Below are 25,046 nucleotides of genomic sequence, written 5' to 3' on the forward strand. Positions count from 1 at the left end.
CCGCATCCGCGGCGGCCATACGGGCCAGGCGCACACTCCGCATCCGCGGCGGCCATACGGGCCAGGCGCACACTCCGCATCCGCGGCGGCCATACGGGCCGGGCGCACCTCCGCATCCGCGGCGGCCATACGGGCCGGGCGTACCTCCGCGTTCGCTGCGGCCGCGCCAGCTGTAGCGGCAGATTTGATCTGCGGCTTGGTTTTTGGGCTGGCCCCGGCTCAGGTGCTGTGTTGGGGTGGCTGTTTTCCAAGGTTGCGGGTGCCCAGAGGTTGGGCCTGCGGCTGGGGCGCTCGGTTTGGTTCGGAGGTTGCGGTTGGGTTGACGGTTCCCGGTGTCGCGGGTTCCCAAGGGGGTGCGCCTACCAATGTTCCATCCCAATGTTTCGGGTGCCCAGTCGGTCTGCCTACCCAGGTTTTCCTCTGAGCGGTGCTGGGCACGTTGGGTGCCGTACCCGGCTTACCTCCCGCGGTCAGGTGCGCGGGGTTCGGCTTCCGGCGTGGTCGACCGGCTGTGGTTGCGTCGAGAGAGCGGGCAGTCGGGGAAGTGCTCTGCCTGTCAAGGCCCCAACCACCATTTGACTACCGTCGATAGAGAAATGGATTCGACGGTAGTCAAATGGTGGCTTTTCAAGATCGAATAGCAACCATTTGACTACCGTCGATTCTCGGCGCTCCTGTTGGTCCCACATATTGGACGGGTAGGCCCGCTACCAGTAGCGCCACAACACTTATCGTCCCGGACGTAATACTCGGAGCCTCCGCGCATCATCCCTGCGGACGACCACGTCGCGACCTGCCGCCGACGCGCGATTCCCGGATTCCGCGTCAGGCTTGACCGCGAATCCGTTGCCCGAGTGGAAGCGAGCAGGTATGTCGCTCATCGATGCGCTGATCGCGATTGTGGCGATCGGGTGCGCGGTTGCCGTGTTGTGCACCAGTCGGATCGGGCGCGCGCCCGCGTTCGCCGTGCTGGGTGCGCTGGCGGTCGGGGCGGCGAGCCAGTGGTTGCTCGAAGGGTTCTATTGGCAGTTCGTTCCGACCTATCTGCTGGTGGGCGCGACCGCGTTGTTCGTCGCGGCGCGGCCGAGCGGGCGGCGCGGCCGAATCGCGGCTTGCACTGGGATCGGATTGCTCGTCGTCGCAGCGGCATTCGCGTGGGTTCCGGTACCGGTGCCGACGCTGCCCGCGCCGAGCGGGCCGTATCCCGTTGGCACCGAAACGTTTCGCTGGGTCGATCCGGATCGTCCGGAAACGGCGACCGACGACCCGGTCGATCGCCGCAACGTCATCGCGCAGGCCTGGTATCCGGCGGCCGAGCCGACCGGGAACGGCTCCCAGTATCTCGATGGGCTCGGCAGGCTGCCGCGGCGGGTCAGCCTGATCCCCAGCTTCCTCATGCGCGGCTACGACCGCATCGACACGCATGGCGATCACCGCGCGTCGCTCGGGCGGGACCGCGATCGCTGGCCGGTGGTGCTGTTCTCGCCGGGATACGGTGCGCCGCGCGCGTTCTACACCGGACTGGTCGCCGAGCTGGCCAGCCGAGGGTTCGTGGTGCTCGCCGTCGATCATCCGTACGAGGCGGACGTGACCGAGCTCGCCGACGGACGGATCGCGACGCCTCTTCAGGACTTCCCTGTCGATGAGGCCGAGGGCGAGCGGGTCATGATCGAGCAGCAGGCTTTGCGGGCTGCCGACCTGCGGTTCGTCATCGATCAGCTCGACCGGCCCGGTGCACTCGGCCCTCGCCTTGCCGGTCATCTCGACACCGAACACATCGCGGCCATTGGACATTCGTTCGGCGGCGCCGCCGCGGCCGCAGCGGCCGCCGACGACGAGCGCATCCGCGCCGCCGCCAACATCGACGGCACCCTGTACGGCGACCTGCCCGAACACCCGCTGCGCCAACCATTCCTGCTGATGCAGAGCGAGTACGCCGAGACAGGCCACTCCCCGAAGTTCCTGGATCGCAATGCCGCGCTGCTCGGCGGGTTGCGTTCGGACGGCTTTCGTTTCGAGATCGGCGACGCCAATCACTACAGCTTCACCGACGTTCCACTGTTCCTCTCCGGACCGGGACGGTTCGCTTTGGCGCAGATGATCGGCGGATCGCGGGGACCGGTGGCGACGCAGCGAGCGACCGTGGACATCTTGGTCGCGTTTCTGAGCGGACCGCTCGGTGGACCGAGCGAGGACGTCGCCGCGGCGGCCGCAGCACACCGCGACATTCGCGGCGGGCCCGTCGGGCGGTGATCGACGGATCGCGGCAGGCCTGTCGGGACGCAGCGGGTGGCGGCCGCAATCGTGGTCGCGACTCCGAGCAGCCGCTAGGTGGATCAGGCATGACGTTGTGGCGGACCTCGCCAGCTGCAATCCGCGGATCGAACGAGGACATCGTCGCGGCGGCCACGACGCACCGGGACATTCAGGCGGCCCGTTGGGCGGTGATCGCTGGATCGCGGGCCCGCGGGGGACGCAGCGGGTGGCGGTCGACATCGTGGTCGCGTTTCCGAGCGGGCCACTCGGTGGATCACGCCAAGAGGACGCCGCAGCGGCCGCGGCGCACCGCGACACTCGCGGCGGGCCGGTCGGGCGGAGATCACCCGGGATGGCGACGCAGCGGATGTGCATCGCGGCGCCCCGTCTGAGCGGGGCGCTCGGTGGATCAGCCGCGGACTCGCGGCGGCACCTCGAGATTCACGCGGGAGGCGCCGACTGGGGTCGCTGTTGAGGTGGCGATCCGGCGCGCCGCGGTTCCGCACCGGACTGGGCGCCGACCTGGCCAGCTGCAATCCGCGGATCGAACGAGGACATTGCCGCGGCGCACCGGGACATTCGCGGCGGACCGTCGGGCGGTGATCGACAGATCACCCGGCCTGATGACGACACAGCGGTGTCCCTGGCCATCGCGGCGCCCCGTCTGAGCGGGCGTTCGGTGGATCAGCCGCGGACTCGCGGCGGCACGTCGAGATTCACGGCGGAGGCGCCGACCGGGGTCGCTGTCGAGGTGGCGATCCGGCGCGCCGCGGGTTCCGCACCGGACTGCGCGCCGACCTGGCCAGCTGCAATCCGCGGATCGAACGAGCACATCGCTGCGGCGGCGCGGCGCACCGGGACCTTCGCGGAGGACCTCGGGCGGTGATCGATAGATCACCCGGCCTGATGGCGACGCAGCGATGTCCCTGGCCATCGCGGCGCCCTGTCTGAGCGGGGCGCTCGGTGGATCGGACGCGGACTCGCGGCGGCACCCCGAGATTCACGCCCGTCGGGCGCCGACCAGGGGCGCTGTTCAGGTGGCGATTCGGCGCGCCGCGCGTTCCGCACCGGACTGGTCGCCGACCTGGCCAGCTGGAATCCGCGGGTCGAACGAGGACACTGCCCGCGGCGGCCGCGGCGCACCGGGCATTCGCGGCGGACTCGTCGGGCGCCGACCGGTGGCGTTGCTCTCTTGGCGATTCGGCGCGCGAAGCGGTCCGCGCCGAACTGGTCGCTGGCCTGGCGAACTGTGCCAGCGGATCGTGCCAGTCGGTGGCGAGGCAGCTGGCGACTGCGCACGTCGCGGCGACGTCTCTACCCGGGAGTTCGGCCGGCGTGGGCAATTCCGCAACCAGCGGGCGACAACCGACTTTCGTTAGGCTAACCTCATACACCATGGGAAGAGGGGCGAACGGCGTCATCCTGAAGGTTTGGCGCGCCGATGACTACCGACTGCGTGTGACGTCGACCGAGGCGATCACCGACAAATACCAGCGGATCGGGTTCACCGCGGGCGGGCTGCTGGCCGACCACCCGGTGCATCCGACGCAGTTCATCCGGCTGTGGATCCCGGACGCGGAGACCGACAAGCTGCATCACCGCGGCTACACGATCGTCGACCAGGATCCCGAGGGCGACCACTTCTACATCGAGTTCGCCGTGCACAGCGGCCCGGCCAGCGCGTGGGCACAGCGGGCGAAGGTCGGCGACGAGATCGAGGCGTCGGTGCTCGGGTCGAAGTTCGAGCTGCCCGAGACCGCGCCGAGCGAATACCTGATGTTCGGCGACACCGCCTCGCTGCCCGCGATCAACTCGCTGCTCGACGCGATCGGCGATGCGCCCGCACGCGTTTGGCTGGAATGGCAGTACGAATCCGACCAGACGCTGCCCGTGCGCAACAAGCCGCACCACCAGGTCACCTGGTTGCAGCGCGTCGACGACGGTCGCCTGCTGCGCGAACAAGCCCAGCAGATCTCCTGCCCCGCCGATGCTTTCGCCTGGGTGGCGTGCGACGGCCACACCACCCGCTCGATCGTCAAGACCCTCAAGCAGACTCATGACCTGCCGAAGTCCCAGCTGAAGTACCAGGCGTACTGGAAGTAGGCGTACCTCCGTATTCGCTCCGGCCGTGCGCGCTGTGCGTATCTCCGCGTGCGCTCCGGCCATGCGCTCCCTGCGTATCTCCGCGTGCGCTCCGGCCATGCGCGCTCCGCGTACCTCCGCCTGCGCTCCGGCCAAGCGCTCCGCGTACCTCCGCCTGCGCTCCGGCCATGCGCTCCCTGCGTATCTCCGCGTGCGCTCCGGCCATGCGCGCTCCGCGTACCTCCGCGTTCGCTCCGGCCGCGAAGCAAGGACGGGCTCCATCCGGCGGCGCCAATTGCGTGTGCGTTCGCTCGGGCCGTACCCTCGCCTTGCATCGGCTATGCGCGGGCAGAGGAGGCCTCGTAGGGCAGCGTAAAGCCGGTTCTGGCAACGACAGGGCCGCCGCGGAACATCTACCGCGGCGGCCCGTTCTCGTTGTGGTCCCTCAGACCGCGGCCGGCTCCAACCGCCAACCCGACGCGCGACTCCGCTCGTTCCAGAAGTCGGCGTAGCGACCGCCCTGCGCGAGCAGTTCGTCGTGCGTGCCGCGTTCGACGATACGACCGCCGTCGACGAACAGGATCTGGTCGGCGTGGGCGATGGTCGCCAGGCGGTGCGCCACCACGATCACCGTCTTGCCCCTGGTGAGCTCGTGCACGCCGCGCACCACCACCGCCTCGCTGTGCGGGTCGAGCGCGCTGGTCGCCTCGTCGAGCAGCACGATCGGCGCGTCCTTCAGCAGGGCGCGAGCGATCGAGACCCGTTGCCGCTCACCGCCGGACAGCGCCGCGCCGCCCTCGCCGACCGCGGTGTCGTACCCGTCGGGCAGGCGCTGGGCGATCTCGTCCACCCGCGCGGCCTCGGCGGCCCGCAGCACCTCGGCGTCGGTGGCGTCGGGGCGGCCGATCCGGATGTTGTCCGACACCGACCGGTCGAACAGGTAGACGTTCTGGAAGACCAGCGACAGCTGGTTCAGCAGCGTCTCCGAAGGCTGTTCCCGCACATCGTGTTCGCCGACCGCCACCCGTCCGGAGTCCACGTCGTAGAACCGCGCGGCCAGCCGCAGCAGCGTCGTCTTGCCCGCGCCGCTCGGGCCGACGATCGCGGTGGTCGTCCCGGCCGGAACGCTGAAGGTGATGTCGGAGAGCACCGGCTCGCCGGGCCGATAGCCGAAACTCACGTTGTCGAAGACCACGGTCGGCACGCCAGGAGTCACGGGCGAATTAGCCTCGGGCAGCGTCTTTTCCGCGAGCAACGAGGTGACGCGGTCGACGGCGGCGGCTGCCGAACGCAGACCGTTGCCCAGTTGCGCCGCCTGATTCAGCGGCTCGATGAACCGTGAGCTCACGGCGATCAGCGCGATCGCGACGGCCGTCGAGACGGCGCCGTCGGTCACCCTCGCGATCACCACGTAGACCAGGACCAGGAACACCGCCTGCACGAACAGCGCGAAGACGATCAGGCTCGGCACCGAGGTGAAGACCATCCTGGTGTTCGCCGAACGCTGCTGCCGCAGCGCGCCTTCCAGCGCCTTGTTACCCGCGCCGACCGCGCCGAACGCGCGCAGCACCGGCTGGGCCTGCGCGAATTCCACTACGCGCGAATCTGCTTCGGTCGCGGCCGCGTGCATGCCCTCGTCGGCCCGCTGATACGCGCGGTGGGCCAGACCGTTGACGAGGAAGAGCACCGGAGCCGCGAGCAGCATGGCCAGCGCGATCCGCCAGTCGATGAACAGCATGCCGACCGCGACGCCGAGCGGGACCACGATGCCGGTGACCACCTTGGCGAGCAGATAGGCGACGGCGCCCTGGATCTCGCGCACGTTCTCCACCGTGATCCGCGAGAGCGGTCCGGCGCTCCGTGTCTCGAACCAGCCGAGCGGCAACGCGTTCAGATGATCGCCGAGCCGGGTTTGCAGACCGCGCTGCATGCCGACCGCGATGCGCAGCCCGAGCGCGACCTGGAGATATCCGAACACCGCGACACCGCCGACGGCCACGAGCATCAGCAGCGCCCAGAACCAGGCGCGCCCGAGGTCGTCGTCGAACAGCGCCTCGAGCACCGGAACCAGCAGCAGATACGCGACCGCCTGGCTGATCGCCTGGCCGAGGATGGCGGCGAGCAATCGCGGTGTCAGCGGGGCGAATTCGGTGGGCACCAGGCCGAGCAGTTTGCGAATCATCGGGCCGCCTCACTTTCCACGAGCGAGACCGCGCCGAGGGCCGCCTCGTTGATCTCCCAGAGCCGCTGGTAGGTGCCGCCCGCCGTGTGCAGGCTGCGGTGATCGCCCTGCTCGACCAGGGTTCCGTTCTCCAGCACCAGAATCCGGTCCACGCCGGTGATGGTGTGCAGCCGGTGCGCGATGACCAGCACGGTGCGTCCGGCTACCAGTGCGGCCAGCGCGTCCTGCACCGCCGCCTCCGACTCCGGGTCGGCGAAGGCCGTCGCCTCGTCGAGCACCAGAACGGGTGTGTCGGCGAGCAACGCGCGCGCCACCGAAAGGCGTTGCGCCTCACCGCCGGACAGTGTCGCGTCGACGCCGATCTCGGAGTCGTAGCCGCGTGGCAACGCGAGGATGCGGTCGTGGATCTGCGCGGCGCGGGCGGCCCGCTCCAGCGCGGCGTCGTCCGTGTCCGGTGCGGCCAGCAGCAGGTTCTCGCGGATGCTGCCGCGAATCAGCCGGACGTCCTGGAAGACGAAACCGACGGTGCGATAGAGCTCGTCGCTCGGGAAATCGCGAATATCGCGGCCGCCGATCGTGATTCGGCCCGACCCGACGTCGTAGAAGCGCGGCAGCAGCTTGGCCAGCGTCGACTTGCCGGAACCGCTCGGCCCGACGAGCGCGGTGATCGTGCCCGGCCGCAGCTCCAGATCGATATCGCGCAGCACATCGTGACCCTCGCGGTAACCGAACCCGACGGATTCGAAGCGGACGAGCCCCGGCTCGGCTTCGCCGAGGTCTCCGGAATTCGGTGCGCCGGAGGCGAGTTCGGGAGTCTGCTGCACCTCGTACAGTCGCTCGGCCGCCGCAGCCGCGGCACGCAAGGCCTGTCCGCCGTAGCCGAGACCCATCAGCGCGCTACCGAGACCGAGACCGACCAGCAGGAACGGCAACACGTCGAGCGGCGCCAGCCAACCCGAGCCGACGCCTGCCAAACCGGCGGCCACGATCACCAGCATGACGCAGACCGGCGAGATCACGATGTCGGCGACCGCCTGGAGCCGGATCATCGGCGTCTTCCAGCGCCCGAAACTGGCGACTTGGCCGTCCACCGCGTCCTGAAACTCGCGGTGCGCCTTGCCCGCCTGGCCGAAGGCCCGTACCACCTGGATGCCGTCGACGAACTCGATGGTCGCCTGCTGGACCCGCCGTTCCCAGCGGCTGTAGACCGCGAGGCGGTCCATGTTCTCGCGATCCATCATCTTGCGAAATGCCAAGGCGTAGGCGATGAGCGGCAGCAGCAGGACCAGCGTCAGCCGCCAGTCCACGGTGAACAGGTAGCCGAGCGAGACCAGCGGCACCAGCAGCGCGCCGACGAACTCCAGCCGCGCGTGTGCCACCAGGTAGTGCAGCGCCTCGACGTCGTCCTGGAGGTACTTCTTCACCTCGCCGGAGCCGTGCTCGCCGAACCAGCCGAGCGGCACCCTGGTGAGTTTGGCCGCGAGCGCGCTGCGCACGGTGAGCTGGTAGCCGCCGTCCACCAGGTGCGTCCAGGTCAAGGCCGCCGCCTGCAACAGCGCGCGCACCAGCAGCACCAGCATCGCGAGGCCGAACAGCCGCCACACCCGATCGGTGTCCACCGGATCGTCGAGCAGTTCCCGACATGCCTCGACGATCAGCACGAACGGCACCACGGTGCAGACCGAGGCGATCGCCATCACCACGGTGGCGAGCGTCAGCGCGCCTTGCACGGGCGCGAGAATCTCCTTGCGCGCCTTGGCCTGTTGTTGCTTGCGCTGTTTCGCCACCGCCCGCGGCGGCCGGTTCCCCGTCTCCGCCGCGGCGTGCGGCGTGACCTCCACCGTCATATGTCCTCGCCTTTCGACATCCCTGGCGCATCTCGCCGGAAATCCGCCCCATCATCACACAGGAAGATAGGTAAGGCTAACTTTCCCCGCCTTCGGATGGCCGGACTCCAGGCGCGGCACATGGTGCTCGACGAACGTGCCGCGCCCTGATGGTGGCCGGATCCCGCCGACCGGAATCGTGCCCGGTTCAGCGACGTTGTGCAGGGCATGACCGCACAGACTTCCGATCATCCCGTCGTCGACACCGGCACCGAGTTCGGCGCCAAGGTCGCCGAACGCCTCGGCCGCGAATCCGTCATCTGGCTCACCACCGTCGGCCCGTCCGGCACGCCGCAGCCCAACCCCGTCTGGTTCCAGTGGCGCGACGGCGAGTTCCTGCTGTTCAGCCAGCGGGACAAGGCGAAGGTGCGCAACATCGCCCGCAATCCGCGCGTCTCGCTGAACCTCAACAGCACCGAGTCCGGCGGCGACGTCGTGGTGCTCACCGGGACCGCGCGGATCGTCGAGGAGTGGCCGTCCGACGACGAGATCGCCGCGTACAACGAGAAGTACGCGGGTGGGTACGTCGAAATCGGAATGACGGCCGAGGAGTTCTACGCCGAATACTCGGTGCCCGTTCGGATTACGCCGGATCGGCTGCGCGGGTTCTGAGTGGCCCCACCCGGCCGGCCATCGCAGGCCGGGCCGGGACACCACCGTCGACCAGGGAATCGGCGGGAGTCGAATGGCGGCATCTCAAGATCGACTTGCCGCCATATCACTACCGTCGAATCCATTCGACTATCGACGGGAGAGAAATGGCGGTAGCCGGGTTGACGGGCGAGCGGGCGTGCCACGGACCGAATATCCCGACCAGGGTGCGCGAGGCCCGCTGAGCAGCGGCGATTAGAGTGGTCGCCGATGAGACGAAGGCAGCAGCCGCCGCTGCCCAAGCGGTACGGCTTGGATCCGGCCCGGCTGCGACTGCCGGAGACGGGCGAGTGGGCGACGATTCGCGACCACCTGGTCGAGCGACTCCCCCGCGTCGCGCCGGAACGCATCGATGAGCTGCTGCACGCGGGCGGCATCGTCGACCTCGAGGGACCCATCGCGCCGGACGCGCCTTACGTCCCTGGCGGCGCCGTGTGGTTCCACCGCGACCTCCCCGACGAGACCGACGTCCCGTTCGACATCACCGTCGTGCACCGCGACGAAGACCTGCTCGTGGTGGACAAGCCGCACTTCCTCGCCACCATTCCACGCGGACAGCACATTCGGCAGACGGCGCTGGTCCGGCTGCGCGAGGAGTTGGGCCTGCCCGATCTGGTGCCCGCGCATCGGCTCGATCGGGTGACCGCGGGGCTGCTGCTGTTCGTCGTCAACCCGGCTCGACGCGGGGCGTACCAGACCATGTTCCACCGGCGCGCGGTGCGCAAGGAGTACGAGGCGATCGCCCCCTACCGGCCCGACCTCGAGCTGCCGCGCACGGTGCGCAGCCGCATCGTCAAGGAGAAGCAGGTGCTCGCGGCGCAGGAGGTCGAGGGCGAGCCCAATGCGGAGACCCGCGTCGACCTGCTCGAACACCGCGCCGGACTCGGCCGCTACCGGCTGCGGCCGCTGACCGGGCGAACCCACCAGCTGCGCCTGCACATGAACGGCCTCGGCGTGCCGATTCTCGGCGACGATTTCTATCCGGTCCTCACCGACAAGCCGGTGCACGATTTCACCAGGCCGCTGCAACTGCTCGCCGCGTCGCTCGAGTTCACCGATCCGGTCAGCGGGAAGCCGCGGCGGTTCGAGACGACCCGAAGCCTGCAAGCGTGGACCGACCACGCCGGATGGGCGGGCTGAGAAAGAAAGGGGGCCGGTCGACGGAACAGGGGATGTCGACCGGCCCGAGCGCCCGCGATGGTGGCTACGTCATCGCGAGCGCGGCTCTCATGACCCCATCCAGGCCAGCGGTCCGGCGCCGCAGGTGGCGCTGCCGGTGAGGGTCGGCTCGGCCACGTTCACCTTGACCTCGTAGGCGAGGCCCTGGAGCGCGGCGAGGGTGTGGGTGCCCGACTTCTTCGGCTTCCACTGGATGGTCGCCTCGCCGTTCACCGGCTTTACCGGGCTGCCCGCGATGACCAGCGCGTTGTCGTAGAACCAGACCTCGAACCAGTGGTTCACCTTGGCGGTGACCTGGTAGGTGCATCCCGCCTGGAGGTTGTTGGACGAGACGGTGAGGTTGTCGACCGTCGCGGACGCGTAGGGCGCGGTCAGTACCGCCGCGCAGCCCGCCGCGGCCAGCGTCGTGAGGCCGACGCCCAGCCGGCGACCGGCCCGCTTCTGGGTTCTAGTCATTCGGATAACTCCTCTTCGAAACGCACACTGGTGCGAATGAGCGGACTGTATCGACCGTCCAGTTCCCTACGGGCCAGTTTCCGGAAAAAACTGAAACATGTGTCATTCAGATGCAGGATAGCGCCGCCGAGTCGATCTCCGACGGAGATTCGGCGGCTGTGATCAGGCGCTCAACCGGCGGCGAGCCGCATGACCCGCCCCTACACTGGGCCGGGTGTTTCGAACGGACCTCGAGGAAGCGGCCAAGGCCCGCGGCAAACTGCATGCCTATATCGATATAGCGGTCGTCATCGTCGTCCTGGCGGGCACCAACCTGATCGCGCACTTCACCACCGCGTGGGCCAACCTCGTCAGCGTTCCGATCGCCGCGATCGTGCTGCTCGTCCTGGTCCGCAGGCGTGGGCTCGGCTGGGCCGAACTCGGGCTCTCCCCTAGGCATTGGCGGCGCGGGTCGCTGTACGCGCTGGCCGCCGTCGGGATCGTCCTCACGGCCGTGGCCATCGGTGCGCTGCTGCCGGTGACGCGCCCGTTCTTCCTCGCCGATCGGTACGCGACCATCTCCGGCGCGCTCATCGCGTCGATGATCGTCATCCCGCTCCAGACCGTCATCCCCGAGGAACTGGCATTCCGCGGCGTGTTGCACGGCACCCTCGATCGCGTCTACGGGGCGCGCGGAGTGTTCGCGGCGGGTTCGCTGCTCTTCGGCCTCTGGCACATCGCCTCGTCCTTCGGCCTCACCACCAGCAACCGCGGACTCACCGGATTCCTCGGCGGCGGCCTCGTCGGCCAGATCGCGGGCATCCTGCTCGCCGTCGCGGCCACCGCCGCAGCGGGCGTCGTCTTCACCTGGCTGCGCCGCCGCAGCGGCAGCATCCTCGCCCCCATCGCCCTGCACTGGTCCGTCAACGGCGCGGGCGCCCTCGCCGCCGCCCTCGTCTGGCACACCACCCTGGCCTGACCGGGCCCGTCGGCCAGGAGTGGGATTTCCCAACCCTTGGGTGGGTATCGGCGCTTTCGGCGAGCGCACAGTATCGACGCAGCGGATCAGGAACGAGCGCCACGGCACGAGAGCGAGGCGACCATGGCTCACCACCGCTACGACGTGATCGTTGTCGGCGCCAGGTGCGCCGGATCGCCGACCGCGATGCTGCTGGCCCGCAAGGGATATCGGGTATTGCTCGTCGATCGGGCGAGGTTCCCCAGCGATACGATCTCGACGCACCTGGTGCATCCGCCCGGCGTCGCGGCACTGCGCAACTGGGGCCTGCTCGATCGGCTGATCGGGACCGGGTGCCCGCCGATCGATGAATACACCTTCGATTTCGGTGTCTTGACCATCACGGGGGCGCCGGGGACGGCCGACTCCCCGGTCTCCTACGCGCCGCGGCGGACCGTGCTCGACGGGCTTCTTGTCGAAGCCGCAGCCGAGTCCGGCGCGGAGGTCCGGGAAGCATTCACCGTCACCGAGTTGGTCTTCGAGGGCGAACGCGTGGCAGGTATCCGTGGCCACACCCGCGAGGGCAGTACGGTGACCGAGCGGGCGCCGGTTGTTGTCGGCGCCGACGGTCTGCGCTCGCTGGTAGCGAGTACTGTGCGGCCCGACCGATACCGCGACAAGCCCCGGCTGCTGTGCGGGTATTACTCGTACTGGAGCGGACTCCCGATGGACGGTGGCTTCGAGACCTACGTTCGGCCGGACCGGGCATTTGCCGCCTGGCCCACGAATGACGATCTGACCCTCGTGGTCGGCGGTTGGCCGTTCGCGGAGTTCGAGACGAACAAACGAGATCTGGAAGCCAACTTCCTGGCCATGTTCGACTTGGCCCCATCCTTCGCGGAGCGAATTCGTGCGGCAACGAGAGTGGAGCGGATCTTCGGCGCCGCCGTGCCGAACTACTTCCGCAAACCGTACGGGCCGGGCTGGGCATTGGTCGGAGACGCCGGCTACAACAAGGATTTCATCACCGCCCAGGGCATCCAGGACGCGTTTCGCGACGCCGAACGATGCAGCGCGGCACTGGACGAGTCGTTCTCCGGCACTCGTTCTTTCGACGACGCGATGGCGGATTACCAGGCCGCCCGCGACGGCGAGGCCATACCGATGTACGAGTTCACTACGCAGCTGGCAATCCTCGAGCCCCCGCCGCCGGACCTGGAACGCCTCCTCGGCGCGATTCACGGCGACCAGGAGGCGATGAATTGGTTTGCGCGAATCAATTCCGGAGTCGATTCGGCGGCGGAGCTCTTCGCGGAGGCGAACGCGCTCGCCGCCGCCGAAGGAGCATCGGGCAGGCGCGACTGACACATTCGCGCGGCCGGTCGACCTCGGCGGGTGACGGTTCGCGTTGACCGCGCGCGGTCGTCGGTTTAGTCTCATCGCGTTCACACATATGTTCGAGCACACTTGTCGACGCCGAGTGATCGGCCCGATATCGGCTCCAGGGAAGGCTCGCGATGCCCGACGAACCGTCGACCGGCAATTCCGAGATAGCGGCACTGGCACAACGAGTCGCGACGGCGCGGGGGAAATTGCCGCTGCAGCACGACACCGCATTGGTCGAGGTGCTTTCCGATGCCGAGATCGCGGCGGAACGCGAACTCGCCGAATGGATCCGGGCCCAGCGGCGCGCACAGCGACGCCGCGCCGTGGAGGACGAGCTCGCCGCCGAGAAGCTCGACCGGCGCACCGCGGCCGCCATCCGTCGCGCCGACGAGGACGACGCGCGCTGGCACCGCCGCGCACTGGCGGCCCGCCGCCGCGTCGCCAACCAGGACGCGCGACTCGCCCAGCTCTACCGCCGCGCCGAATGGTCATCGCGGGCGTTGATCGGCGTCGTCATCCTCGGCATGGTGTGGGCGGGCGTCAATGTGCAGCACAACCTGGTGCCGAGCGGCGACATGTCGGATCCGCTGTACTGGCTCAGCTACGGCATCGAGGCGATGATCTCGATTCCGATCATCACCATCATGGTGGTCGCGACGACCGCCGCTCGCTGGGGACGGGAACTGCCGCGCGGCAAGGTGATCGTCTTCGAGGCGGCACTGCTCGGCACCACCATCGCGCTGAACACCGGGCCGCACTTGGCTTCCGGCGATCTCGGCCGGGCCGCGGAGTACGCGATCGCGCCCGCGATGGTGGGCGTGGTGATCTGGTTGCACGCGTGGGTCGCGGCCCGATACGCGCAGCTCATCGACAGCGTGCCGATCGTCGACGACACCGCGGTGCCGAAGTTGCGCGGGTCTTATCAGGCCGAGGAGCATCGGCGGGCTGTCGCGGAGCGGGATGGGTTTGCGCTCGGCTCCAATGGGTTCGGTGCGGGTGCCCTTTTCGAGGCGGGTGACTCTTTCGGGTCAGCCGAAACTCGTACGGCGCGAGGTGTAACCGATCCGCTCTGGGTCGGCGGCGAGGCCGGGCCGGAATCAGCAAGCAGTGATACCGCGCCGTCTGCGGGCAGCGCATCCGTACGCGGTCGAACCGATCGGCCTGCGGATGGCGAGGAGATCGCACCGACCTCGCCGGACAGCAACGGATGGTCGAGCCACCGAACCCGTCAACCGGCCGAAAACGACGCGACTGCACCGACCTCGGCGGACAGCAACGCCGAACTCCCCAGCCGCCGAACCGGCCAGTCTGCCGAGAGCGACGAGACCGGACGATCCTCGGTGGACATGAATCTGCGGAGCCGCCGAACGGGCCGACCTGCTGAGGTCGACGCGACCATACCAGCCCCGGCGGACGGCCACACGGAGCTGCCGAGTCGCCGAACCGACGCAGAGCTACCGACCTCACCGGACAGCAACGCCGAGCTTCCGCACGGGACCCGCCGAGCCGATTCCGCAAGCAACGCAACCGATCCGATGCCCGAGACCGACCACGAGCCCTCCGTGAACAACGCTCCCCGATCTTCCGCAGCCGATGTCGAGTCGGATGCCGACGAGGACGAGATCCCCACCGGGAGCGAGGAATCCGACACTCCGATGCGGAGCATCTCGTACGCCGTCCCGCTGTCCCTGCTCACCGGCGGACTCACCGACGAGGACTCCGACGCCCCACCGTCCCCCCGCCGGAACGGATCGGGCAACGGACGGGCCAATCACGCTGCCGCCCACGCGGTCCCGCACCAACAACCACGGTTGCGACCGATCAACGGTACCGCGAACGGGAACGGCAGGGCCAGCGGCAGCGGTCAAACGATGCCCTCGATGTGGGCCGGGTCGCACGCCCTCCAAGCCATTTCGTATCCCGACGCGGACGCTACGGAAGCAATGGACTCCGTGAGCACCACGGACACTGTCGATCTCGCCGAATTTCAGGCCACCCGCAGTGGCCGCTCGACAACCGAGCTCGACGAGTACCGAGCGATGGCGGACGACGCACCCGCCCTAACCGCTTCGACCGAGACCGACGAATCGGGATACACCGAACCCGAGGAGCGCCGCACTCCGCGGGCGCGCAACGGTTCCGGCACGAAGGCGAACAACACCGACACGCCACGACGAGAAATGGCCTCTCCCGCCGAACAACTCACTTTGGAACCCGAGCCGGAACCCCTGCGCCCCCGCAGCACCGAGATCATCCTCGCCACCCAACGCGCCATCGCCGAGGAGGACGCCGAGGACGACTTCGACCAGGAACCGGACAGCGCCGAAGACGAGGTCCGCATGGTCGCCCGCAGCATCGCCGAGCAGGGACTGTCCAAGCTGCCGATCGAACAGATCGCCGACATCCTCACCCTCGCCGACCAATCCTGGTCCGGCACCGGCATCGCCAAAGAGGTGGGCGTCTCCAGCTCCGCGGTGGCCCGCGTCATCGACTCCGCCCACAAGGTCCGCCGCCCCTACGCCACCAACAGCTAGCCAACGCTGAAGGGCTGTTCGCCGAACACTTTCGACGAACAGCCCTCGGGGTCACGGATCGGGACTACCGATCGAAGACTGCTTCCACCCGCGTGGCATCGGCGGATGTCGTGTAGTACGAGCCGCTTCCGCGATCCACGCTCTCCGAGCCGCCTGACTTCCCGTTGCGGTCACCGTGTCCCGGCCACCAGGCGCGGTGTCCGAGCAGGGCGGTGACCGCGGGCGTGAAGAACATCGCCATGACGAACGCGGCGATAGCGATGCCGACCGAGATCGCGAAGCCCATCTGGGAAAGCGTGCTGTTGCCCGCCAACATCATCGCGGCGAAAGTGCCCGCCAGGATGACGCCCGCCGCCGCGACCGTCGGACCCGTATGCCGCAGGCTCAGCGCCGCTGCCTCGCGCGGATCGCGACCCTCGCGGGTCTCCTCGCGGAGCCGCGCGATCATCAGGATGTTGTAGTCGGTGCCGAGCGCGACGACGAACAGGTACATGATCACCGGCAGCGTGAAGATCAACCCCGAATCGCCCTGGATGTTCTGGAAGACCAGCACCGTGGCGCCGAGCGTCGCGGCGAAACCGAGGAAGACCGAGGCCATCAGGTACCACGGCGCGACCAGGCTGCGCAGCAAGAGCGCGAGCACGATCATGATCAGGATCGCCGCCACGGGGAACACGATCGCGTAGTCGCGGTTCATCGCGTCCTGGAAGTCCACGAACACCGCGGAGATTCCACCGACCGCCGCCGTCGTGCCCGCGGGCGCCGCGTCGTGCGCCGCCGTGCGCAACGGTCCGCGGACAGTGTCGAGCGCGGCATCGGATTCCGGCGCGTCCGCCAGGGTCACCTGGAAGTTCGCGATGGTGCCGTCGGCCGACAGCAGCGGCTCACCTACCGCGCCGACGCCGGGCACCTGCGCCAGCGCCGACCGATAACCCAGTAGCTCATCCTGATTCAGCTGCCCGTCCGGCGCGTGCAGCAGCACATCCGACGGCTGGGTCGCGCCCGCGGGCATGCCCTTCAGCAATTCCTTGTTGTAGACGACGGATTCGGACGCGTCCGAGGTCGAGCCCGAGCCGAGGTCGAAGGTCGGGTTGAACCCGATGGCGAAGACGCTCAGCGCCACCAGCACACCGCCCGAGACGACGGCGAACACGCCGGGCCGCCGCCCCATGGCCGCGCCGATCGCGGTGAACCGCGCGCCCTTCGGCTCGACCTGCCACGCCTTCGACGGCCAGAACACCTTGGTCCCGAGCAGTGACACGATCGCGGGCACCAGGGTGAGTCCGGCAACCAGCGCCACCGCGACCGCGATCGCCAGCGCGGGCCCGAGCGAACGGAACATGCCGAGGGTGGAGAGCGTCAGCGCCATGAAGGCGATGATCACCGCACCCGCCGCCGAGGTGATGGCCTCGCCGACCCTGGCGACCGCGCTGACCATCGCGGTCTTGGGATCCTCGCCGGCGCGCAGCCGCTCCCGGTACCGGAACATCAGGAAGAGGATGTAGTCGGTGCCGACGCCGAACAGGACGACCACCAGCATGGAGTTGACCGAGGTGTCCATCTCCAGGTCGAATGCCTTGCTCACCATGGCGATCAGGCTGCTGACGATGCTGGAGACACCGCCGATCACGATCACCGGAAGCAGCGCGATCACCGGGCTGCGGAAGATGATCAGTAGCAACACAAGGATCAGCACGATCGTCGCCACGCCGATGATGGCCATGCCCTTTTCACCGGACTCGGTCTGATCGAGGGTCTGCGCCGCGGCGCCGGTGATGCCCGCCTTCAGATCGGTGTCGCGCACCTGCTCTTTCAGGCTGTCGCGCAGGCTCTTCACCGCGTCGCCCTGGGTCTTGTCGGAGGGGTTGGTGACCTTCGTCATCTGCACGGCGATGACCTGGATCAGCCGATTCTCCGAGGGCGGCGTCGCCTGAATCCCGGTGACGCCCTTGATGTTCGCGCCGCTGAGCTCGGTCGCCGCGGCCGCCACCGCCGCCGAGTTCTCCTCGGTGAGGGGCGCGCCGTCCTCGCGGGCGAAGACGATCAGCGCCGCGGGCGCCGCGTTCTGCGGAAATGCTCTCTCCTGCAATTCCATCGCCTTGATGGACTCGTAATGCGAAGGCAGAAAGCTGGATTGGTCGGTGGTCGAGGTGAATTCGGGGGCGGAAGCCACCACCGCGATGGCGGCGATCAGCCACAAGCCGATCACCTTCCACGGGTGATGGACGACGAGTCGCCCGAGACGGCCGAACATTAGGTTTTCCTTTCGCAAGCCGGGATCCGGCTCAGATGTCGAGATCTTGGAGACGGCCGTGCTGGGCTATATCGGTGACGGTGCGGTAGACCTTGTCGGGCACCAGTTCTCGCAATTCCGCCACCGAATCCACCACGGTGACGGTGAAATCGCCCCAGTCCTGGCTACCGATGCCGAACATGGAGCGCCACTTCTTCCAGTCCCTGGTCCAGTCGGTGAACATCGCGAAGGCCGACCAGTCCGTGAACTGGCGCTGCACAACGTATTTGCCCTTGCGGCTGCGATAGACCCGCACCACCTCGGCGCCGTCCTTGGTGATCTGCCGCGCCTCGGCGAGCCGCCGGCCGTGGAAGCGCTGGAGGCGCCCGCCACCCGGCCCGACCTTCAGCACGATCTCCTCCAGATCATCGGACTTGTCCATGTCGATGGGGGCAGGCTCGGCGGATTGCTGATCGTTGGTCATGATGTCCCCGTCCTCATTCGTGAATGCGCATACAGGCATGGCTCAACTAGCGACGGACCCCTCACTCGCTCCGTCGTAGTCCCATGCTGTGCGGTTGTGGATGATGTCGCGCGCGTTCCTCGGCACTCGGTACCGACACACTATAAGTAGATGTATACGTATAGCGCAAGTGGTCCGCGACGCTCGAAGCCGGTCTTAACCACTCCGCAAGCCCGCCGATCGATGGTGATGGCCGATGGATGTCGCGGCGGCGAGAAATACGGAGACCCAGATGATTTCGACACACCACCCGGACGCGACTCCGACCGGCAGCCCCTGCCTGGTCGCCGCCGATCACGTCGCGGACGTGACGACCGCGCAACGACTCGGCCGCGCCAACACCCTCACGGTGTGGCGCACCAAGCTCTGGATCGTCCTCGTCTCCGGCCTATCGATCGGCACGTACATCATCGGCAGGTACGCCGAGACCTCCTGGTCCGACCCCGGCACCTACCCGATCGGCTGGTTCGGCGTGCTCCTCGCCTGCACCGTGCCCAATCTGATCGTCGCGGCCTGCACCCTCGGTCTGCGCACGACCATCCCGTCCCCCATGGAAAAGCGCTACAGCTTCCCCGGCGCCTACCTCGTCGCCCACTACCACGGCGAGTTTCTCGAGCTGTGGACCCCGATCGAACACAGCACTGTGCCCTACGCCCGAATCAAGAAGGTCATCGTCTTCAGCGACGCCATCGTGCTCTACTTCGGCCTCGGTATGCGCTACGCGATGCCGCGCCAACTCGTCCCCGCCCCCGCCCTGACCATCCTCCTTGTCGCGACGAAACGAGACTAAGCGAGGCGAGCGCGCTGCAAGAGATACGCCGTAAGCGGCTGGTAGACAAGGGGATCGAGACCGTCGTCGAGCGGGACGGTGACCGCGATCTTGCCTTCGTCGTGACCGGCGAAGAGCGCCGGATCGTTGCAGTCCGCGAAGCCGACGGTCTCGATGCCCGCCTCACCCGCGGCGCCCGCCCAGCCGTGATCGGCGACGACCAGCCGCGGCAGTTCGCCGTCGAGTTCGGCGAGCGCCGCGCGCATCGGGTCGGGATCGTGCGTGTGCCGCCATCGGCCGTCCGCGCCGACCAGTGCGGCGACGCCCGAAGCGTAGGCGATTTCGCGATACCGGGAGGGCTCCCAGAGCGGCGGCTCGTACGACCATCCGGCCGCGGGTGTGAGCACGGTGCAACCGGCGGCGCGCAGCGCATCCTCGATCGCTCGGTACACGCCGAGCAGCGTGTCCGGATGACCGGTCGCCAGCAACACGGTCGCGCGCTCGGCGGCCGCGGCGCCGATGCGCTCCCCCATCGCGTCCAACGCGTCGAGCGTGAGATCAGGATCGATGGTGTCGACGCCCCAGGTGTATCCGGGGTTCGGATTCACCCCGCACAGCCGCGCCATCATCGCCAACGTCTCGTCGAACGACCAATCCCGCAACCGCAACCCGAACTGAAACCCCGGATCCTTGGCCACCATCCGCCCGTAATGCCGCAGGTTCCCCTCCCGCGGCGTCGCCACCTCCCCCGCGATCCCACTGCGCACCACATGCTCCCGCAGCTCCCCCCGCGACACCCGCTCGAATCCCATTACACCCCTTCGAACCAGCGCAGCCCACGAAAGCACCACCGCCCTGAACGGCCCGGCACCCATCTCGGCCGACCACGAAATCTCACCCCCGACGCTACCGCCCCACCCCCGCCACCGCACGACCCCAGCATTCCGCGCCGCACCCCGAATACGGCGAAGGCCCGCTTCCCTGGCGGGAAGCGGGCCTTCGAGACTCGAGCCGCGGAGGGGCGAACTACTTCGCCTTCTCCAGGACCTCGACCAGACGCCAGCGCTTGGTGGCCGACAGCGGGCGGGTCTCCATCAGCTGAACGCGGTCGCCGATGCCGGCGATCTCGTTCTCGTCGTGGGCCTTGACCTTCGACGTGGTGCGGATGATCTTGCCGTAGAGCGGGTGCTTCACCCGGTCCTCGAGCTCCACCACGATGGTCTTGTTCATCTTGTCCGAAACGACGTAGCCGATCCGAACCTTACGACGGTTGCGCTGCACAGTGTTTTCGCTCATGCCGCATCTCCCTTACCTGCGGGTCCGGTGGCCAGACCGAGCTCGCGCTCACGCATGACCGTGTAGATGCGCGCGATCTCGTGACGGACGACGCGCAGACGACGGTTGTTGTCCAGCTGACCCGTCGCCATCTGGAAGCGCAGGTTGAACAGCTCTTCCTTCGACTCACGCAGGCGGGAGACGAGTTCCTCTTCGGTGAGCTCGCGGAGCTCTGCGGCCGGTGTACCGGTAGCCATCAGAACTGCTCCTCCCTTGTCACGATCCTGCACTTCATCGGGAGCTTGTGCATCGCGCGGCGCAGCGCCTCGCGAGCGATCTCCTCGTTCGGGTAAGACATTTCGAACATCACGCGACCGGGCTTGACGTTCGCGACCCACCACTCCGGCGAACCCTTACCGGAACCCATGCGGGTCTCGGCGGGCTTCTTGGTCAGCGGGCGATCCGGGTAGATGTTGATCCAGATCTTGCCGCCACGGCGGATGTGGCGAGTCATCGCGATACGCGCCGACTCGATCTGCCGGTTGGTGACGTAGGCAGGCTCGAGCGCCTGAATACCGAAGTCACCGAAGGCCACCGACGTGCCGCCCTTGGCCATGCCCGAACGGCTCGGGTGGTGCTGCTTGCGGTGCTTGACCTTGCGAGGCATCAGCATGCGTCAGCCCTCCTGATTCTCTGCCGGGGCGTCCGCCACCGCGGTGGCGGCGCGCCCGACCTCAGTGCTGGTCGCGGTGGTGCCGGTGGAACCGGAACGACGCGGGCGGCTCGGCCGCTCCCGGCGCGGACGATCGCGATCGCCTGCCGGAGCACTCGCGGCGGTCAGCTCACGCTTGCCACCGACGATGTCGCCCTTGTAGATCCAGACCTTCACGCCGATGCGACCGAAGGTGGTCTTGGCCTCGTAGAGGCCGTAGTCGATGTCGGCGCGCAGCGTGTGCAGCGGCACCCGACCCTCACGGTAGAACTCCGAGCGCGACATTTCGGCGCCGCCGAGGCGGCCCGAGCACTGCACACGGATGCCCTTGACGTTCGGCGAACGCATGGCCGACTGGATGGCCTTGCGCATCGCGCGACGGAACGCCACACGGTTGGACAGCTGCTCGGCCACACCCTGGGCAACCAGCTGCGCGTCCGACTCGGGGTTCTTGACCTCGAGGATGTTCAGCTGAACCTGCTTCTTGGTGAGCTTCTCCAGCTCGGCGCGGATGCGATCGGCTTCCGCACCGCGGCGGCCGATCACGATGCCGGGACGCGCGGTGTGGATGTCCACCCGCACGCGGTCACGGGTGCGCTCGATCTCGACCTTCGAGATGCCCGCCCGCTCCATGCCGTTGGCCAGCAGCCGACGGATGGCGACGTCTTCCTTCACGTAGTCCGCGTACTGCTTGTCCGCGTACCAACGCGACTTCCAGTCGGTGGTGATACCGAGGCGGAAGCCATGGGGGTTGATCTTCTGTCCCATTTACTTTGCCCCTCCCTTCCGGCGGCTGCGAGGAGCATTGCTAAGCGCTGGCACGCTCTCGACCTCGATGGTGATGTGGCTGGTGCGCTTGCGGATCCGGAACGCGCGGCCCTGGGCCCGCGGCTGGAAACGCTTCATGGTGGCGCCCTCGTCGACGTAGGCCGTCGAGATCACCAGCGTGGCCGGGTTCAGACCGAGGTTGTTCTCGGCGTTGGCCGCGGCGCTGGCGACGACCTTGGCGACCGGCTCGCTCGCGGCCTGCGGCGCGAACTTCAGGATCGCGAGAGCGTCCTCGACCCGCTTGCCGCGGACCAGGTCCACGACGCGGCGAGCCTTCATCGGGGTGACACGCACGTGCTTGGCGGTCGCCCGGGCAGTGGGGTTCTGAGTCTCAGTCGTCATCGCCGCTTGCTCTTCCGGTCTTCCTTGACGTGGCTCTTGAACGTCCTGGTCGGCGCGAACTCACCGAGCTTGTGTCCGACCATGGACTCCGAGACGAACACCGGGACGTGCTTGCGGCCGTCGTGCACCGCGAAGGTGTGTCCGATGAAATCCGGGATGATGGTCGAACGACGCGACCAGGTCTTGATGACCTGCTTCGTGCCCTTCTCGTTCTGCACGTCCACCTTCGCGAGGAGGTGGTCGTCGACGAACGGGCCCTTCTTGAGGCTGCGTGGCATTTCTTACCTCCTCCTTCAGCGCTTCTTGCCGGTCTTGCGACGGCGGACGATGAGCTTGTCGCTCGGACGGTTGGGCTTACGGGTGCGGCCTTCCGGCTGACCCCACGGCGAGACCGGGTGGCGACCACCGGAGGTCTTGCCCTCACCACCACCGTGCGGGTGGTCGACGGGGTTCATGACGACACCACGGACCGTGGGACGACGACCCTTCCAGCGCATGCGGCCGGCCTTGCCCCAGTTGATGTTCGACTGCTCGGCGTTGCCGACCTCGCCGACGGTGGCGCGGCAGCGCACGTCGACGCGACGGATTTCACCGGAGGGCATACGCAGCGTGGCGTAGGGGCCTTCCTTACCGAGCAGCTGGATGCTCATGCCCGCGGAACGGGCCAGCTTGGCGCCGCCGCCAGGACGCAGCTCCACCGCGTGGATGGTGGTACCGGTCGGGATGTTGCGCAGCGGCAGGTTGTTGCCCGGCTTGATGTCGGCCGTCGGGCCGGACTCGATCGGGGTGCCCTGCTGGATACCCTTCGGCGCGATGATGTAGCGCTTCTCGCCGTCCACGTAGTGGAGCAGCGCGATGTTGGCGGTCCGGTTCGGGTCGTACTCGATGTGCGCGACCTTGGCGGGGATGCCGTCCTTGTCCAGGCGACGGAAGTCGATCAGACGGTAGGCACGCTTGTGACCGCCACCGCGGTGGCGAGTCGTGATGCGGCCGTGCGCGTTACGACCACCGGTCTTGGTCAGCGGACGAAGCAGCGACTTCTCCGGGGTGGACCGGGTGATCTCGGCGAAGTCCGAGACGCTGGAGCCACGACGGCCCGGCGTTGTCGGCTTGTACTTGCGAATTGCCATGAGTTCTTCTCTGCTTTCTGGATTCCCGCTCGCTTACGCGACCGGGCCTCCGAAGATCTCGATGGGCTTGCTGTCGGCCGAGATGGTCACGAGCGCGCGCTTGGTGTTCTTGCGCTTGCCGTAACCGAAGCGGGTCCGCTTGCGCTTGCCCTGACGGTTGGCGGTGTTGACGCTGGTGACCTTCACACCGAAGACCTTCTCGACGGCGATCTTGATCTGCGTCTTGTTGGAGTCCGGGTGCACCAGGAAGGTGTAGGTGCCTTCCTCGATCAGTCCGTAGGACTTCTCCGAGATGACCGGCGCCAGCAGGATGTCGCGGGGGTCGGCGATGGTGGTCACTTGCTCTCCTCCTGTGCCGCCTCGGCGGGACCGTGAACGAAGGCGTTCAGGGCCTCGACGCTGAACACCACGTCGTCGCTGTTGAGGACGTCGTAGGTGTTGAGCTGATCCGGGGCGATCGGCTGCACGTTCTGCAGGTTCGCCACGCTCTTCCACGCGGCGATGTCCTCGCGGCCGACGACGACCAGGAACTTCTTGCGGTCCGACAGCTCGGCCAGGAAGGTCTTGGCGGTCTTGGTCGACGGGGTCTGACCCGCGACCAGTTCGGTGATCACGTGGATGCGCTCGTTGCGAGCCCGGTCCGACAGGGCGCCACGCAGGGCGGCGGCCTTCATCTTCTTCGGGGTGCGCTGGCTGTAGTCGCGCGGCTGCGGGCCGTGCACGGTGCCACCGCCCGCGAACTGCGGCGCGCGGGTCGAACCCTGGCGGGCGCGACCGGTGCCCTTCTGGCGGTACGGCTTCTTGCCACCACCGGAGACCTCGCCGCGAGTCTTGGTCGCGTGGGTGCCCTGGCGGGCCGCGGCCAGCTGCGCGACGACGACCTGGTGCATCAGCGCGATGTTGGCGGTCACGTCGAAGATCTCCGCGGGGAGGTCGACGGTGCCGTTGGTCTTGCCACCGATCTCCTTGACCGGCAGCGTCAGGTTGGCCTTCTTCTCGAGGCTGGTCATGCGTGCGCACCACCCTTCACGGCGCTCTTGACGATCACGACGCCGCCCTTGCGACCCGGGATCGCACCCTTGATCAGGAGCAGGCCGTTCTCGGCGTCCACCTTGTGAACCGAGAGGTTCTGGGTGGTGACGCGGTCGTTACCCATCCGACCCGACATGCGCATGCCCTTGAACACGCGGCCGGGGGTGGCGCAGCCACCGATGGAACCCGGGCGGCGGTGCACGGCCTGCGCACCGTGCGAGGCACCCTGACCACGGAAACCGTGGCGCTTCATGGTGCCCGCGAAGCCCTTGCCCTTGCTGGTGCCGGTGACGTCGACGTAGGCGCCCTCTTCGAACACGTCGGCGTTGATCTCCTGGCCGACCTCGAAGGTGGAGGCGTCCGCGACCCGGATCTCGGCGACGTGGCGGCGCGGGGTGACGCCGGCCTTGGCGAACTGGCCGGAGGTCGGCTTGTTCACCTTGCGCGGGTCGATGGCGCCGAAGGCGACCTGGACGGCGCTGTAGCCGTCGCGCTCCACCGTGCGGATCTGGGTGACCACGTTCGGGCCCGCCTTGACGACGGTGACCGGAACGACGCGGTTCTTCTCGTCGAAGACCTGGGTCATGCCGAGCTTGGTGCCCAGGATGCCGGCCGCGGGCCGGTTCTTGTTGTCAGTCATGTCTCGAGTCCCC

The 25,046-nt window shown here is 68.0% G+C and carries 24 protein-coding genes; 8 read left to right on the top strand and 16 right to left on the bottom strand.

Annotated features, from left to right (window positions below; genetic code table 11):
• Positions 1–870 precede the first annotated feature (870 nt).
• On the top strand, positions 871–2,253 hold the full coding sequence (locus NAM01S_RS14705) for an alpha/beta hydrolase family protein (RefSeq protein WP_067785287.1): 1,383 nt from the start codon (positions 871–873) through the stop codon (positions 2,251–2,253).
• A 1,398-nt stretch (positions 2,254–3,651) separates the two neighbouring features.
• On the top strand, positions 3,652–4,359 hold the full coding sequence (locus NAM01S_RS14710; protein ID WP_067785290.1) for a siderophore-interacting protein: 708 nt from the start codon (positions 3,652–3,654) through the stop codon (positions 4,357–4,359).
• A 424-nt stretch (positions 4,360–4,783) separates the two neighbouring features.
• Here the strand turns inward: NAM01S_RS14710 and NAM01S_RS14715 are convergent, their stop codons facing one another.
• Together NAM01S_RS14715 and NAM01S_RS14720 are read right to left on the bottom strand one after the other, a co-directional pair.
• Positions 4,784–6,520, bottom strand: coding sequence for an ABC transporter ATP-binding protein (locus NAM01S_RS14715; protein WP_067785293.1), 1,737 nt, complete (start codon positions 6,518–6,520; stop codon positions 4,784–4,786).
• Positions 6,517–8,367, bottom strand: coding sequence for an ABC transporter ATP-binding protein (locus NAM01S_RS14720; protein ID WP_067785296.1), 1,851 nt, complete (start codon positions 8,365–8,367; stop codon positions 6,517–6,519). The genes NAM01S_RS14715 and NAM01S_RS14720 overlap by 4 nt, the downstream gene beginning before the upstream one ends.
• 207 nt (positions 8,368–8,574) lie before the next feature.
• Here NAM01S_RS14720 and NAM01S_RS14725 point away from each other — a divergent pair, with 207 nt between their 5' ends.
• Positions 8,575–9,018 carry a TIGR03667 family PPOX class F420-dependent oxidoreductase gene (locus tag NAM01S_RS14725; protein WP_067785300.1) on the top strand — a complete coding sequence of 148 codons (444 nt, stop codon included), beginning with the start codon at positions 8,575–8,577 and terminating at the stop codon, positions 9,016–9,018.
• A 249-nt stretch (positions 9,019–9,267) separates the two neighbouring features.
• Complete coding sequence (locus tag NAM01S_RS14730; RefSeq protein ID WP_067785303.1) at positions 9,268–10,197, top strand: RluA family pseudouridine synthase; 930 nt, start codon at positions 9,268–9,270, stop codon at positions 10,195–10,197.
• Between the two features lie 87 nt (positions 10,198–10,284).
• Here the strand turns inward: NAM01S_RS14730 and NAM01S_RS14735 are convergent, their stop codons facing one another.
• Positions 10,285–10,692, bottom strand: a complete 408-nt coding sequence (locus tag NAM01S_RS14735; protein WP_067785306.1) for a hypothetical protein — start codon at positions 10,690–10,692, stop codon at positions 10,285–10,287.
• Positions 10,693–10,906: 214 nt separating this feature from the next.
• Between NAM01S_RS14735 and NAM01S_RS14740 the strand changes: the two genes are divergently transcribed.
• The 3 genes from NAM01S_RS14740 to NAM01S_RS14750 all read left to right on the top strand — a co-directional run bounded on the left by NAM01S_RS14740 (position 10,907) and on the right by NAM01S_RS14750 (position 15,549).
• Complete coding sequence (locus NAM01S_RS14740; RefSeq protein ID WP_067785309.1) at positions 10,907–11,650, top strand: type II CAAX endopeptidase family protein; 744 nt, start codon at positions 10,907–10,909, stop codon at positions 11,648–11,650.
• Positions 11,651–11,773: 123 nt separating this feature from the next.
• Positions 11,774–12,994, top strand: coding sequence for an NAD(P)/FAD-dependent oxidoreductase (locus NAM01S_RS14745; protein ID WP_067785313.1), 1,221 nt, complete (start codon positions 11,774–11,776; stop codon positions 12,992–12,994).
• 152 nt (positions 12,995–13,146) lie between these two features.
• The gene (locus NAM01S_RS14750; protein WP_067785316.1) at positions 13,147–15,549 is read left to right on the top strand and encodes a hypothetical protein; all 2,403 of its coding nucleotides are present in this window, start codon (positions 13,147–13,149) and stop codon (positions 15,547–15,549) included.
• A 64-nt stretch (positions 15,550–15,613) separates the two neighbouring features.
• Here NAM01S_RS14750 and NAM01S_RS14755 read toward each other — a convergent pair whose 3' ends face one another.
• Both NAM01S_RS14755 and NAM01S_RS14760 read right to left on the bottom strand, forming a co-directional pair.
• Positions 15,614–17,803 carry an MMPL family transporter gene (locus NAM01S_RS14755; RefSeq protein ID WP_067785319.1) on the bottom strand — a complete coding sequence of 730 codons (2,190 nt, stop codon included), beginning with the start codon at positions 17,801–17,803 and terminating at the stop codon, positions 15,614–15,616.
• Positions 17,804–17,834: 31 nt separating this feature from the next.
• Positions 17,835–18,266 (bottom strand): EXLDI protein, encoded by a 432-nt coding sequence (locus NAM01S_RS14760; protein ID WP_067785322.1) that lies wholly within the window; start codon positions 18,264–18,266, stop codon positions 17,835–17,837.
• A gap of 271 nt (positions 18,267–18,537) precedes the next feature.
• Between NAM01S_RS14760 and NAM01S_RS14765 the strand changes: the two genes are divergently transcribed.
• Positions 18,538–19,095 (top strand): YcxB family protein, encoded by a 558-nt coding sequence (locus NAM01S_RS14765; protein ID WP_157107747.1) that lies wholly within the window; start codon positions 18,538–18,540, stop codon positions 19,093–19,095.
• Here the strand turns inward: NAM01S_RS14765 and NAM01S_RS14770 are convergent.
• From NAM01S_RS14770 to rplC, 11 genes are all read right to left on the bottom strand, one after another.
• Entirely contained in the window at positions 19,092–19,886 is a 795-nt protein-coding gene (locus tag NAM01S_RS14770; protein ID WP_067785328.1) for a phosphatase, read from the bottom strand. The two genes, NAM01S_RS14765 and NAM01S_RS14770, sit on opposite strands and share 4 nt — an antisense overlap.
• 214 nt (positions 19,887–20,100) lie before the next feature.
• Entirely contained in the window at positions 20,101–20,370 is a 270-nt protein-coding gene (gene rpsQ / locus NAM01S_RS14775) for a 30S ribosomal protein S17 (RefSeq protein WP_067785331.1), read from the bottom strand.
• A complete protein-coding gene (gene rpmC / locus NAM01S_RS14780; RefSeq protein WP_011207272.1) occupies positions 20,367–20,606 on the bottom strand; it encodes a 50S ribosomal protein L29 in 240 nt (79 codons plus the stop codon). The genes rpsQ and rpmC overlap by 4 nt, the downstream gene beginning before the upstream one ends.
• The gene (rplP, locus tag NAM01S_RS14785; RefSeq protein ID WP_067785334.1) at positions 20,606–21,022 is read right to left on the bottom strand and encodes a 50S ribosomal protein L16; all 417 of its coding nucleotides are present in this window, start codon (positions 21,020–21,022) and stop codon (positions 20,606–20,608) included. The genes rpmC and rplP overlap by 1 nt, the downstream gene beginning before the upstream one ends.
• A 3-nt stretch (positions 21,023–21,025) precedes the next feature.
• Entirely contained in the window at positions 21,026–21,829 is an 804-nt protein-coding gene (rpsC, locus tag NAM01S_RS14790) for a 30S ribosomal protein S3 (protein ID WP_067785337.1), read from the bottom strand.
• Positions 21,830–22,231 carry a 50S ribosomal protein L22 gene (gene rplV, locus NAM01S_RS14795; protein ID WP_067785340.1) on the bottom strand — a complete coding sequence of 134 codons (402 nt, stop codon included), beginning with the start codon at positions 22,229–22,231 and terminating at the stop codon, positions 21,830–21,832.
• Complete coding sequence (gene rpsS / locus NAM01S_RS14800; protein ID WP_067785343.1) at positions 22,228–22,509, bottom strand: 30S ribosomal protein S19; 282 nt, start codon at positions 22,507–22,509, stop codon at positions 22,228–22,230. The genes rplV and rpsS overlap by 4 nt, the downstream gene beginning before the upstream one ends.
• Positions 22,510–22,524: 15 nt before the next feature.
• Positions 22,525–23,361: a 50S ribosomal protein L2 gene (rplB, locus tag NAM01S_RS14805; RefSeq protein ID WP_067785345.1), complete on the bottom strand. Its 837-nt coding sequence runs from the start codon at positions 23,359–23,361 to the stop codon at positions 22,525–22,527.
• A 33-nt stretch (positions 23,362–23,394) separates the two neighbouring features.
• Entirely contained in the window at positions 23,395–23,700 is a 306-nt protein-coding gene (rplW, locus tag NAM01S_RS14810; RefSeq protein WP_011207266.1) for a 50S ribosomal protein L23, read from the bottom strand.
• Positions 23,697–24,371 carry a 50S ribosomal protein L4 gene (gene rplD / locus NAM01S_RS14815; protein ID WP_067785348.1) on the bottom strand — a complete coding sequence of 225 codons (675 nt, stop codon included), beginning with the start codon at positions 24,369–24,371 and terminating at the stop codon, positions 23,697–23,699. The genes rplW and rplD overlap by 4 nt, the downstream gene beginning before the upstream one ends.
• Positions 24,368–25,033, bottom strand: a complete 666-nt coding sequence (gene rplC, locus NAM01S_RS14820) for a 50S ribosomal protein L3 (RefSeq protein ID WP_067785350.1) — start codon at positions 25,031–25,033, stop codon at positions 24,368–24,370. The genes rplD and rplC overlap by 4 nt, the downstream gene beginning before the upstream one ends.
• Positions 25,034–25,046: the final 13 nt, after the last annotated feature.

Source organism: Nocardia amikacinitolerans NBRC 108937 (genome assembly GCF_001612615.1).
Classification (GTDB): domain Bacteria; phylum Actinomycetota; class Actinomycetes; order Mycobacteriales; family Mycobacteriaceae; genus Nocardia; species Nocardia amikacinitolerans.